General features: G+C 27.5%; 9 protein-coding genes. 8 read left to right on the top strand and 1 reads right to left on the bottom strand.

What is annotated here, in order from left to right:
* Window positions 1-6: 6 nt before the first annotated feature.
* Window positions 7-678 carry a metal ABC transporter ATP-binding protein gene (locus ACYUEX_RS10655; protein WP_460288074.1) on the bottom strand — a complete coding sequence of 224 codons (672 nt, stop codon included), beginning with the start codon at window positions 676-678 and terminating at the stop codon, window positions 7-9.
* A gap of 305 nt (window positions 679-983) precedes the next feature.
* On the opposite strand from ACYUEX_RS10655, the gene ACYUEX_RS10650 reads away from it, so the two are divergent.
* The 8 genes from ACYUEX_RS10650 to ACYUEX_RS10615 all read left to right on the top strand — a co-directional run bounded on the left by ACYUEX_RS10650 (window position 984) and on the right by ACYUEX_RS10615 (window position 13,649).
* Window positions 984-1,382 carry a DUF6762 family protein gene (locus ACYUEX_RS10650; protein ID WP_460288073.1) on the top strand — a complete coding sequence of 133 codons (399 nt, stop codon included), beginning with the start codon at window positions 984-986 and terminating at the stop codon, window positions 1,380-1,382.
* Between the two features lie 31 nt (window positions 1,383-1,413).
* The gene (gene pepF / locus ACYUEX_RS10645; protein WP_460288072.1) at window positions 1,414-3,216 is read left to right on the top strand and encodes an oligoendopeptidase F; all 1,803 of its coding nucleotides are present in this window, start codon (window positions 1,414-1,416) and stop codon (window positions 3,214-3,216) included.
* 78 nt (window positions 3,217-3,294) lie between these two features.
* Entirely contained in the window at window positions 3,295-4,272 is a 978-nt protein-coding gene (locus ACYUEX_RS10640) for a rhomboid family intramembrane serine protease (RefSeq protein ID WP_460288070.1), read from the top strand.
* A 210-nt stretch (window positions 4,273-4,482) separates the two neighbouring features.
* Entirely contained in the window at window positions 4,483-5,106 is a 624-nt protein-coding gene (locus tag ACYUEX_RS10635; protein ID WP_460288069.1) for a hypothetical protein, read from the top strand.
* A gap of 202 nt (window positions 5,107-5,308) precedes the next feature.
* Entirely contained in the window at window positions 5,309-6,655 is a 1,347-nt protein-coding gene (gdhA, locus tag ACYUEX_RS10630; RefSeq protein ID WP_460288068.1) for an NADP-specific glutamate dehydrogenase, read from the top strand.
* Between the two features lie 513 nt (window positions 6,656-7,168).
* Window positions 7,169-8,560, top strand: a complete 1,392-nt coding sequence (locus ACYUEX_RS10625) for a glycosyltransferase family 2 protein (protein ID WP_460288066.1) — start codon at window positions 7,169-7,171, stop codon at window positions 8,558-8,560.
* 211 nt (window positions 8,561-8,771) lie between these two features.
* Window positions 8,772-10,721, top strand: coding sequence for a DNA gyrase/topoisomerase IV subunit B (locus ACYUEX_RS10620; protein WP_460288065.1), 1,950 nt, complete (start codon window positions 8,772-8,774; stop codon window positions 10,719-10,721).
* Between the two features lie 21 nt (window positions 10,722-10,742).
* Window positions 10,743-13,649, top strand: coding sequence for a DNA topoisomerase IV subunit A (locus tag ACYUEX_RS10615; RefSeq protein WP_460288064.1), 2,907 nt, complete (start codon window positions 10,743-10,745; stop codon window positions 13,647-13,649).
* Window positions 13,650-13,659: the final 10 nt, after the last annotated feature.

The following is a 13,659-nucleotide window of genomic DNA, read 5'->3' as shown; positions in this document are numbered from 1 at the left end:
ATAAACTTAAATAGCATCATTTAATTTTAAATTTTTATTTCTAAATTCTTTATATTCTTCAACTGTAAATAATGAAATTTCTCCACTATTAACTTTAAGTATATGAGTAGAATTATTTAAAGCAATATCTATATTATGTTCTATTGATATAATAGTTTTTTTATTAACTTCATTTAACTTTTTTAAAACACTATATATTTCAATTTGATTTGCTTCATCAACTCCAGTAGAAGGTTCATCAAGAATAATAATATCAGGATTTCCCATTAATGCTCTAGCTACAAGAACCCTTTGTTGTTGCCCCCCAGATAACATTCCTAATAATCTATTCTCATAATTGAGCATATTAACACTTTCAAGTATATTAGATATATCTATAGCGCTATTTTTCAATGTCTTTTTATGACATGACAATACTTCTCTAACTGTAATTGGAAACTGAGAGTTAAAAGAATCTAGCCTTTGAGGTACATATCCAATTGAGTCTGTTTTTATTTCAATTAACCCAGATGTTGGTTTTAATAATCCAAGTATTAATTTAATAAGGGTTGTTTTACAGCTTCCATTTTCACCAACTATAGATAAATATATACCTTTAGGTATATTTAAATTTATATTATTAAGTAAGTATGGTGGTTTATTAGAATATGAAAAACATAAGTCTTTTATATTAATCATTTAAAAATCATCTCCTAAATATTCTAGACTTATTATATATGAAAATGCAAATAATTTGCAAGAATTACTTTTAAACATAAAAATTAAATTAATATTAAATTTGATTTTTGGCTCTTTTAGACATTTTCCTCTAACAAAGCCTAAATTTTTTCTTATTGGTATTCTTACCGAAATAAGGTATTTTGAAACATGCATGTAGAATAAATTACCACTAAATAAATACATATATTGCTTTATTCTATGGATAAAACATATAATATAGGTAAGTTACATAAAACTAAAGTAAATAGGTTGGAGGAATATATATGGATTTTTCAAGTTTAGTATTAATGGAAAAGGATAAGGAGACAGGATTTATAACAAAGGAATTAGGAAGTTTTCAAGTTTCAGAAGGAGCTTTATATGTAAAAAAACTTTTTGTTTTAGATGGAATTGTAAATTTATATTTTGATACAAATAAAGATGTAGAAGAATGGGAATACTCAGCAATATATGATGTTTTTAATTATGATTCCTTTATAAAAGAAGAATTTGAAATAGAGGATCTTTTAGATGAATATAATCCTACTTTTTTAATAAAATTTAATTATGTAGATGATTACGAGCTTATAAAGGAAAGAATATCAAAATGTGTAGATTTAATAGAAGAGTCTATGGAAAATGCTTTTAAAGATATTGAAGGCAAGGAAGAAGAATATAATTAGAAAGGAGGGCCTAAGATATTAGGCAAAAATTATGAGTGAATCAAAGGTATTAAAAAAGAGAGAAGAAATAGAAGAAAAATATAAGTGGAAAGTTAATAAAATCTTTTCAAGTGATGAGGAATGGGAAGAGGCATTTGAAGAATTAAAAAAAGAATCGCCATCCCTTAAAAATTTCGAAGGTAAATTAAATAATGATGAAAATATTTTAGAGTACTTAGAAAAATATGTTGATTTAGGAATAAAAGCAGAAATTGTTTATGTTTATGCTCATTTAAAATCTGATGAAGATACATCTAATTCTAAATATCAGGCTATGATGAATAAGGTAGATTCTTATATGGCAGAATTTGCCTCATATACAGCTTATTTTGTTCCAGAAATATTATCATTGGATGATGAGCTTATAAGAAATATAATAAATGGTAATGAAAAGTTAAAAATGTATAATTTTATGTTTGAGGATATTTTAAAAGAAAAGCCTCATATATTAAGTAAAGAACAAGAGGAATTATTAGCTTCAGTTTCAGATTGCTTAGATGCACCACATTCAATTCATAATATGTTAACTAATGCAGATATGAAGTTTGGAGATATAGTAGATGAAGATGGGGAGAAGGTTCAGTTAACTGAAGGGAATTATTCAGGCTTTATAAAAAGTAAGAATAGAAAAGTTAGAGAAGAAGCATTTAAAATATTATTTAATCAATATAAAGGCTTAGAAAATACATTTGCAACTACTTTAACAAGCTCTATAAAAAATTTTAATTTCAGTGCAAAGGTTAGAAAGTATAACTCAGCATTAGAAGCATCTTTAAAACCAAATGATATACCAGTAGAGGTTTATAAGAATTCTATAAAAACTATAGATGGAAATTTAAAATCTTTACATAGGTATGTTGATTTAAAGAAAAAATTACTGGGATTAGAGGAAATGCGCATGTGTGATTTATATGTGCCAGTTATAGAAATACCAAAGGAACATATAGAGTTTAATAATGCTGTAGATATGGTTCTAGAAGGATTAAAACCATTAGGAGAAGAATATTTAAGCATATTTGAAAAGGGTGTTAAAGATGGTTGGATAGATATATATCAAAATAAAGGAAAAAGAGGTGGAGCATACTCTTGGGGTGGATATAAAACAATGCCATATGTTTTATTAAACTATAATTATGAATTACATGATGTCTCAACTCTAGCTCATGAAATGGGCCACTCTATTCATTCTTACTATTCAAGAAAAGAGCAACCATATATTTATGCAGGGTATACATTATTTTGCGCAGAGGTAGCATCAACTACAAATGAAGCACTTCTTATCCATTATTTAATAAATAAGGAAACTGATAAAAAGAAAAAACTATACTTAATAAATCAAGAACTAGAGCAAATAAGAACAACGGTATTTAGACAATTAATGTTTGCAGAGTTTGAATTATATACTCATGAAAGCTTGGAAAATGGAGTATCTTTAACTGCAGAAGACTATAATCAGAAGTGGCATGACTTAAATGTTAAGTATTTTGGACCAGGTATGATAGTAGATGAAGAAATTGATATTGAATGGGCTAGAATACCTCATTTTTATTCAGATTTCTATGTTTATCAATATGCAACTGGATATGCAGCTGCATCAGCATTTGCAAAATCAATATTAGAAGGAAAAGAAGAGGCTGTTCCAAAATATATTGAATTTTTAAAGAGTGGTGGAAGTGATTATCCAATAGAAATTTTAAAGAAAGCCGGAGTTGATATGACAACTTCCAAACCTTTAGAAGCAACTATAGATAGATTTAATGAACTTTTAGATATGCTAGAGAAGGAAATTAATTAATTATATATCTTATTTATATAAGCAATTGGTAAATAGTTTTATCAATTGCTTATTAATTAGCTATAAGGGGGAATGAAGGTGGAGAAGTTTGAAAAGGTATTTTTTAATTTATTAACTAAAGAACTAAAATTTTTTATGAGAGATTATCACAGTAATTTTCATAATAAAAATAAATGGATAGGATTATTAGATTTAGAAGAAACAGTTGTTGCAGTTATAGTAGTAAAAGATTCTGATGAGGAAGTAGATTTAAATGAGGCAAGAGAATATCTATCAAAATCATTAGATAAATCTTTTATTTTAAATTTAATAATTTTAACCTCTGAAGAGTATATAAGTTACGGAGAAAGTAATTATAATAAATTAATATTTTCTTTAAGAGAAAGAAAAGTACTATATTGTAGTGAAGGTTCTAGAGCTTTTATACCTATTTTAGATTATATAGCAAATATAGATAGCAAAAGAAAAATAAGTTTTAAAGAATATAAAGTTACATATACTATTATCATTGTAAATATTTTATTATATCTAATTGAAGTTATTAAATCTAGAAATTTAATCGATATAGATATTTATACTTTGATTCAAATGGGCGCAAAAGTTAATGTTTTAATTAACAGTGGTGAAGTCTATAGACTAGTAACATCAGCATTTTTACATGGCGGAATAATGCATATTTTCTTTAATATGAGTGCACTAAATATAATAGGAAGAGAAGTTGAAGCTTTATATGGAAGTAAAAGATATATATTAATATACTTTATATCTGCTCTAGGTGGATCTTTATTTAGTTACTTGTTTAGTCCTAATAGTGTATCCGTGGGAGCATCAGGTGCTATATTTGGACTTTTAGGAGCAATGCTTATATTTGGACTAAAAGAAAAAGAGAAGATAGGTAAGAGATACGTAAAAAATATATTAGAAACAATAGGTTTAAATGTTCTTATAGGCTTAACTATACCTAATATAGATAATCTTGCACATTTAGGTGGATTAGTTATTGGAGCGTTAGCATCATTTATATTATTTAAAAAGAAGAATTTTATCGTTAGTTAACATTTAGTGAAGAATATTTATAAAATAAAAATAAGTTTGATAATTTGTTATAATTATTAATATTGACTGTGTCAGAGGAAATTGTTGATATGAAAGTCACTTCATTACTAATTCACTAGTTTAAGAATTTCTATTATATGTGATTATGCAACCATCATATCAACAAAAATATCTAACAGAGCTTTAATATTAAATTATAGGGGTGATGTCATGAAAAATAAAAAATATAATAATGAATTTATATTTGCAGTTATATTTACTATTATATTAATAATAACTGCTATATATTATTTTGTAGTAAGAGATGAAGAAAAACTTTTTAGGATAGGACTTACTTTTGCAACTATAGTAGGTGCATATTTATTGTATATAAGGAGCTTTCTTAAAGGTTCTAAAACTATATATTATATAAATATGACTTTTATATTTTTATCAATGTATTTAGCAAGTGTATGGAATTTTTACTCAATAACTAACTATGATAAATTCTTACATTTATTATCTGGATCTGTAATTGCTATAATTGGGTATGTGTTATTTTTATATTTAACTAATGAAAAATCAAGAAAAGATATTAATCCATTAGCTTCAGTTATATTTGTTATTTTATTTGCAACAGCAGTTGCAGGGGCTTGGGAGATATGGGAGTTTACAACAGATTCTTTATTTGGGCTCCATGCTCAAAATGGAAATTTAAATGATACTATGTGGGATATAATTTGTGGAACTTCAGTAGGAGTTATAACAGCAATACCAATTTATATTCATAGTAAGGGAAAAAATATTAAAGTAATAGAATATATAATAAGAGATGTTGAGAAAAATAGAAAATAAATTTTATGGAATAAATCTTAAGAGAAGAATTATTATATGATTAATAACACTTTTAAAAATGTTTTCAAATTTTAAAAAAACATAAAATACACTATATAATTATTAAATTAATAATTATATAGAATATTTAAGAAAAATATAGCAAAAAATACCATGATAATGTATGATATATATATTATTAGAGATGAAGGAGTTGGGGCACATGTTAGGAAGAGAATATGTAAATAAAGTTATAAATGAGGTTGAAAAAAGAAATTTTGGAGAAAAAGAATTTTTAGATGCCATAAAAGAAGTACTTAATTCTTTAGTGCCAGTATTCGAAAAACATCCAGAATATATAGAAGAAGGAATATTAGAAAGAATAGTTGAGCCAGAAAGACAAATATTTTTCAGAGTACCATGGGTTGATGATAATAGAAAGATTCAAGTTAATAGAGGATTTAGAATTCAATTTAACAGTGCAATAGGACCATACAAAGGAGGTCTTAGATTTCATCCATCTGTAAATCAAAGTATAATAAAGTTTTTAGGATTTGAACAAATATTTAAAAATTCATTAACAGGCTTGCCAATAGGTGGAGGAAAAGGCGGTTCGGATTTTGATCCAAAAGGTAAGTCTGACCGTGAAGTTATGAGATTCTGCCAAAGTTTTATGGCAGAGTTATGTAAACATATAGGATTAGATACAGATGTTCCAGCTGGAGATATTGGAGTTGGAGCTAGAGAAATAGGATATATGTATGGATACTATAAGAAAATTAGGAATTCTAATGACCAAGGAGTATTGACTGGAAAAGGACTTACTTATGGAGGAAGTTTAACAAGAAAAGAAGCTACGGGATATGGATTAGTGTACTTTACTGAAGAAATGTTAAATGATAATAAAGTAAGTTTTAAAGATAAAATTGTAGTTATATCAGGATCAGGAAATGTTGCTATATATGCTTGTGAAAAGGCAACAGAGTTAGGAGCAAAAGTAGTTTCTCTAAGCGATTCAAATGGATATATATATGATGAAAATGGAATAAATTTAGATATAATTAAAAATATAAAAGAAGTAAAAAGAGGAAGAATTAAAAAATATTTAGATTACGTACCAAATGCTAAATACGTAGAAGGATTTAGAGGGATTTGGGAGATAAAATGTGATATAGCACTTCCTTGTGCAACTCAAGGAGAAATAGATAAAGAATCAGCAGAAATATTAATTAAGAATGGAGTGAAAGTTGTATCTGAAGGAGCAAATATGCCAACAGATTTAGGTGCAATAGAATTATTCCAAAAAGCTGGAGTTATGTTTGGACCAGCAAAGGCTGCAAATGCTGGAGGAGTTGCTTGTTCAGCTCTTGAAATGTCACAAAATAGTATGAGACTTTCTTGGAGCTTTGAAGAAGTAGATTCAAAGCTTAAAGATATAATGATAAATATTTATAAAAATTCTAAAAATGCAGCTGAAGAGTATGGTGAAGCTGGAAATATATTAATGGGTGCTAATATAGCTGGTTTTATAAAGGTTGCAGAAGCTATGTTAGCTCAAGGAATAGTATAAATCTCAAAAATAGCAACCCCTATTTTGAGTTTATTAATAGAAAGACCATTTAATTGCAGAGTTTTAACTTTGTAGTTAAATGGTTTTTTACTCTTTAGGAAATTATTACATAAGTATATTAATTATATATTTATTTATATAGGAGAAAATAATATATATGATTATTCAAGGTTTATATATAAGTTGTAATAAGGATTTAATATTTAACTTAAAAATATAAATAATTTATAATCCTTAAATAAAGTAAGTATTTTAGCAACTTATATAAAAAATTAAAAAATATATATGCTTTCAATTTTGCTACTTTACTTAAATGAGTTTGTTAACTATTTAGTATTGAATTATATTAATTATGTAGATTATTAATTGAAACATATATAATATTAATTAATTTTTAAGATTTCTATACTTGATTTTTTATTGCTATTAGAATATATTTAATAAAGATGTCAAAGATAATGTTTGAAAATAGTAATACAAGGAAAATTTCCTTTATTTATAGGAGTGGATGTAATGGGAGAAATTATTAGTTCTGTAACGGCTGTTTTTCAACTAACTGTTTTTGTAATGATGATGTATTATTTTATATTAGCTTTCTTTGGTTTAAAAAGAAAAGCTGAAAAGAAAAATTATACACCAACTAAAAAATTTGCAATGATAGTAGCAGCTCATAATGAAGAAGTGGTAATAGGTAAGTTAATTGAAAGCATGCTGAATCAGAATTATCCTAGAGAACTTTTTGATATTTTTGTTATTGCTGATAATTGTACAGATAATACTGCAAAAATAGCAAGAAAATATGGTGTATATGTGTATGAAAGGTTCAACAAAGAAGAAAAAGGTAAGGGATATGCACTAGAGTGGATGTTTGATAAAATATTTAAGATGCAAAAAAAGTATGATGCAGTAGCAATTTTTGATGCTGATAACTTAGTTTCAAAAAATTGGTGCAAGGAAATAAATTCAAAAATGTTAGAAGGATATAAAGTAGTACAAGGCTACATAGATAGTAAAAATCCAAATGACTCATGGATAGCAGCTTCATATTCTATAGCCTTTTGGACTCAAAATAGAATGTATCAATTAGCTAGAGCAAATGTTGGGTTATCTAACCAAATAGGTGGAACAGGATTTGCGATAGATACAAATGTTTTAAAGGAATTTGGATGGGGAGCAACTTGTTTAACTGAAGATTTAGAATTTAGTTGTAAGTTAATTTTAAATGGAGAAAAAGTAGGTTGGGCACATGATGCTATAATTTATGATGAAAAACCTTTAACATTAAAGCAATCTTGGGTTCAAAGAAGAAGATGGATGCAAGGTTTTACAGATGTAGCATCTAGATATTTCTTTAAGTTAGTTAAGAAAGGCCTTAAGGAAAGAAAATGGTTTGTTTTAGATTGTGCTTTATATGTTATACAACCTTTCTTTACTTTAATGATTGGTATATCAGCAATATTAAGTTTTGCTCAAGGTATGACTGGAGATGGTAATATATTTGTAATTAGTGATTTAACAGGGGATATTTTATTTAAGATTATTGGTATTATGCAATTCTTAATTACGCCTTTAATATTAAGATTAGATAAAAAAATATCACCAGGTCTTTTTGCAATGTTAATATTCTATACATCTAATGTATTTGTATTACCTATATTTGCAGAAGCAGCGGATAACTTTGCACAAATATTATTAATAAATATAGTTTATAATGCAGCATTCTTATTAGCTACAGCATTATTCTTAGGTAAGAAGAAGCTTATACTATTCTTTAGGTTCTTATTATATTCTTTATATACCTTAACTTGGATACCAATAACTATTGAAGGTATGTTAAGAAAAAATAATAAAGAATGGAATCCAACTAAACATGTTAGAAATGTAGAAATTTGTGATGTTCAATAATATAAAAAAAGTGGAGGGATTTTCCTCCACTTTATTTTTATTATCATAGATATCAAAAACGAACGGTTGTTTGACTTTTTTCTTATAAAGATTTATATTTTTATTTATAAACTAATTATGATAAAATTAAAAAGATTATAATGAGTATGTAAGATTAAAGTAAGTTAATAAAAATAGGATTTGAACTATTAATAGTTATTTGGAGGTTTGTATGAGTGAAGATTTAATGAAAGGATATGATGTTACTGATTTAACTTCCTTAGAAAAGCTAGAACCAGTTAGAATAAGACCTGGTATGTATATAGGATCTACAGGAACAAAGGGGTTACATCATTGTGTTTGGGAAGTTTTAGATAATTCTATAGATGAAATATCTAATGGATATGGAAATAAAGCCACAATTATTATAAATAAAGATAAGAGCATTACTGTAAAAGATAATGGAAGAGGGATTCCAACAGGTATTCATCCAATTAAAAAGAAATCTGGAGTGGAAATGGTCTTTACTGAATTACATACCGGAGGAAAATTTGATAATAAGAATTATAAAACTTCAGGAGGATTGCACGGAGTTGGTGCTGCAGTCGTTAATGCATTATCTTCATGGCTAGAAGTAGAAGTGCATCAAAATGGAAATATATACAAACAAAGATTTGAATATTCTTATGATAAAGAGCTCAAAAGAGATATGCCTGGCACTGCTGTTACTAAGTTAGAAGTGGTAGGAAAGACAAAAGATACAGGTACTAAAGTTACATTTATGCCAGATAAAGAGATTTTTTCAACTGTAGATTTTAAAGTTGACATAATAGACGAAAGGTTACAAGAACTAGCTTTTCAAAACAAAGGAATATATCTAGAATTAATAGATTTAAGAAAAGAAGAAGAATTTAGAAAAGAATATTATTCTGAAAGAGGACTTTTAGATTTTATAGAATATTTAAATGAGAGTAAAACAGCTTTACATCAAGAACCTATTTATTTTGAGGGAGAAAGAACAGTTAATAATATACAAATGTTTGGAGAACTTTGTATTCAGTTTACTGATTCCACAACAGAAAATATAGCGAGCTATGTTAACAACATTCCAACAACAGAAGCTGGAACTCACGAAACAGGATTTAAAACTGGAATGACAAGAGCCTTTAAAGAAGGTGCTAAAAAACTTGGACTTTTAAAAGAGAAGGATAAAGAGTTTGAAGGTGATGATTTAAGAGAAGGAATGACAGCTATAGTAAGAATTAAAATCACTAATCCAATCTTTGAAGGTCAAACAAAGACTAAGTTAGGAAGCACAGAAGCATATACTATGATGAATGACTTAGCATATACTAAGTTTAGTGAGTGGATAGAAGATAGTAAAGAAGTAGCAACAATGATTATAAATAATGCACTTCAAGCGGCTCAAAGAAGAGAAAAAATAAAGAAAATAAATGAAGCAGAGAAAAAGAAAGTAGGAAAAGGAACAGCACCTCTTGCAGGAAAAGTTGCAGTTTGTACATTAAAAGATAATACTGTTAATGAATTTATAGTAGTTGAGGGAGACTCTGCTGGTGGATCTGCAAAACAAGCAAGAGATAGAAGATTTCAAACAATAATGCCTTCTAAAGGTAAAATAATGAATACAGAAAAACAAAAGCTTGAAAATGTATTAGCATCAGAAGAACTTAAGATATTTAATACTGCAGTAGGTACAGGCACATTAGAAAATTATAGAGAAGAAGATTTAAAGTATGACAAAATAATAATAATGAGTGATGCTGATGTAGATGGATACCATATAAGAACTCTATGGATGACATATATATATAGATATATGAAACCTTTAATTGCTAATGGTCATTTATACTTAGCACAACCACCTTTATATAAGGTTTACAAAAATATTAAAGGTAAAGAAGTTCATAAGTATGCATATAGTGATGATGAACTAGAAAGTGTAAAAAAAGAAATAGGAAAAGGTGCACTTATACAAAGATATAAAGGACTTGGAGAAATGAATCCAGATCAACTTTGGCAAACTACATTAAATCCAGAAACTAGAACTTTATTACAAGTAACTATTGATGATGCAGCTAAAGCAGAAAAAATGGTTTCATTACTTATGGGTGATATAGTTGAGCCGAGAAAAACTTATATGTATAAATATGGAGAATTTTAATTAATAGGATGGAGAAGAGTTATGGCGAAGAAAGTTAATGATATACCAAGGGATAATAATATAATTAGGGTCCCTTTAGAAGAGGCAATGCCTGATAACTATTTGCCTTATGCTATTGAAGTTGCAAAGGATAGAGCTTTACCGGATGTAAGAGATGGACTAAAGCCAGTTCATAGAAGAATCTTATATGGTGCTTACCAATTAAAAGCATTTCCTGATAGACCATATTACAAGTCGGCCAGAATAGTAGGAGATATATTAGGTAAATATCATCCACATGGAGATACATCAGTTTATGATGCAATGGTAATAATGGCTCAGAATTTTTCAACAAGAGAAACTCTTATAGATGGGCATGGCAACTGGGGATCTATGGATGGAGATGGAGCAGCGGCTATGAGATATACAGAGGCAAGACTTGCTCCAATAGCTATGGAAATGCTTAGAGATATAGACAAAGATACTGTTGATATGGTTCCAAACTATTCAGATAGTGAAATGGAGCCAAAAGTATTACCAAGTAGATATCCCAATCTTTTAGTAAATGGTAGTTTTGGAATAGCTGTAGGTCTTGCTACAAACATTCCTCCACATAATTTAGGAGAAGTTACAGATGGTGTTTTAGCTTATATAGATAATTCAGAAGTAACTACTAAAGAGTTGATGAACTATATAAAAGGTCCAGATTTACCTACTGGTGGTGTTATTATAGGTCAAAACTCTATCCTTTCTGCTTATGAAATGGGAGAAGGAAAGGTAACTTTAAGAGCTAAGACTAGTATAGAAAAGCTTGAAAATGGAAGAATTGGTATAGTTATAACTGAATTTCCTTACAGAAGAAATAAAGCAAAATTACTTCAAACTATATCTGAGATGACTGGAGACAAAAGACATTCAAAGGCTTTAGAGTCAATAATAGATATAAGAGATGAGTCTGACAGAAGCGGAGTAAGGGCGGTTATAGAATTAAGAAAAGCAGTAGATGAGGAAGTGGCAGACAAAGTACTTAAGTATTTATTTAAAAGAACTGACTTACAATGTAATATAAGTTTTAATATGGTGGCTTTAGCTGATGGAAAGCCACAAACAATGGGACTTAAGACTATAATTAAGCATTATGTCAATCATCAAAAAGAGATAGTTACAAGAAGAACTATAAAAGAATTAGCAATTGCAGAAAAAAGATTCCACATAGTTCAGGGTTTTATAAAGGCTATAGATGTACTAGATGATATTATAAAAACTATTAGAGAATCTAAGTCTAAAAAAGATGCAGGAATAAATCTTATAAATAAATTTAGCTTTACAGAAATACAAGCAGAAGCAATTTTAGAGTTAATGTTATATAGATTAACTGGATTAGAAATAAAGGTTTTTCAAAAAGAATATGCTGAGTTAGAAAAAACTATAAGAAGACTTAGAAAGATATTATCAGAAGAAAAAGAGTTGCTTAAAGTAGTTAAAACAGAATTAAAAGAAGTATCAGATAAATATAGAAATCCTAGAAAAACATCTATAATAAAGGATGATAATGAAGCGAAAATAGATATAGAAGAACTTATAATTGTTGAAGATGTTATGGTGACACTTTCAAGAGATGGATTTATAAAAAGAATTCCTCTAAAAACCTTCAATAGATTAAGTGCAAAAGCTGAAGATATTGATTATAGAGAAGGGGATGAGTTAAAGTTTTTATTTAAATCTAACACAACTGAAAGTTTATTGTTATTTACAAACAAAGGAAATATGTATCAAACAAAAGGGATAAATATTCCAGAGTGTAAGTGGAAGGAAAAAGGGGAAAGAGTAGATAATATAATAAAGACACTAAATTTAGAAAATGAAACTATAGTAGAGGTATTTTCAGTAAGTTCATTTATGCCAAATAAATATATTCAATTTGTAACTTCAAGAGGTGGAATTAAAAAGAGTTCTTTAGATAAGTTCCAAACAAGCTATACAAAACTTCAGGCTTTAAAGCTTAAGGATGAAGAAGATGTTATAAATATAATAATATTAGAAGAAGATGAAAGAAAAGACTTCTTGTCCTTTGACACTAAGGAAGGATTGTCCTTTGGATTAGCAATTCCTAATATAGAGGATCAACCTAGAAATATACTACCAACAGTATTATTTAATTTGCCAAGTAAAGATGAGATAATAAAAGTTAATTATAGTGAAATTCTAGAGTTTGTAGCTTTTTCAATAGGAATAACAGCTAAGGGAACTATAAAAGGATTTAACTCTATTAAAAAGAATGATAATTTAAAAACAAGTACAGATTCTTTAAGTGATGTATTATTCTTCACTAATATGGGAAAAGTATTTAAAATTCCAGCATTCTTACTTCAAGGAGTAGCAAAAGGAGAACTTCCTTTAGAGAAAATAGTAGATAACATAGAAAAAGGTGAAAAAGTTATAAAGTTAATCTCTATAAAAAACTTTGAATCAAATAAATTCATTTATTTCTTTACTAAAAGGGGAATGGTTAAAAAGACTTCTTTATTAGAGTTTGAGGGAAGTTATTCTTCACAAATTTCATGTAAGTTTAAATATGAAAATGATGAGTTAATATCTGTTGGAATATATAATGAAGCACAAACAGAACTTATAATCATAACTAAAAAGGCTATGGGAATAAAATTTTCATCAGAAAATATTAATGCAATGGGAAAAGTAGCAGCAGGAGTTACAGGTATAAGCTTAAAAGAAAATGATGAGGTTATTTATGGTTCATTAATAGGTAGAGAATATGAAAGAAATGTAGATGAAATAGCTTTAACTTCTTTAGATAAAATAACTTTAATTTCAAAAAATAAAGAAAAAAAGGCAATAGAATTAGAAGATATAAAACTTCAAAATAGAGCTGGAAAAGGGAGTAGTATAATGACTATTTCTTTAGATGATGAGATTAAAGAAGTATTATAATTTAGGAGGG

It is taken from the genome of Clostridium sp. CTA-7 (assembly GCF_054768095.1).
The sequence above is the reverse complement of the archived record's forward strand: the minus strand, read 5'-3'. Positions and strand labels throughout refer to the sequence as shown.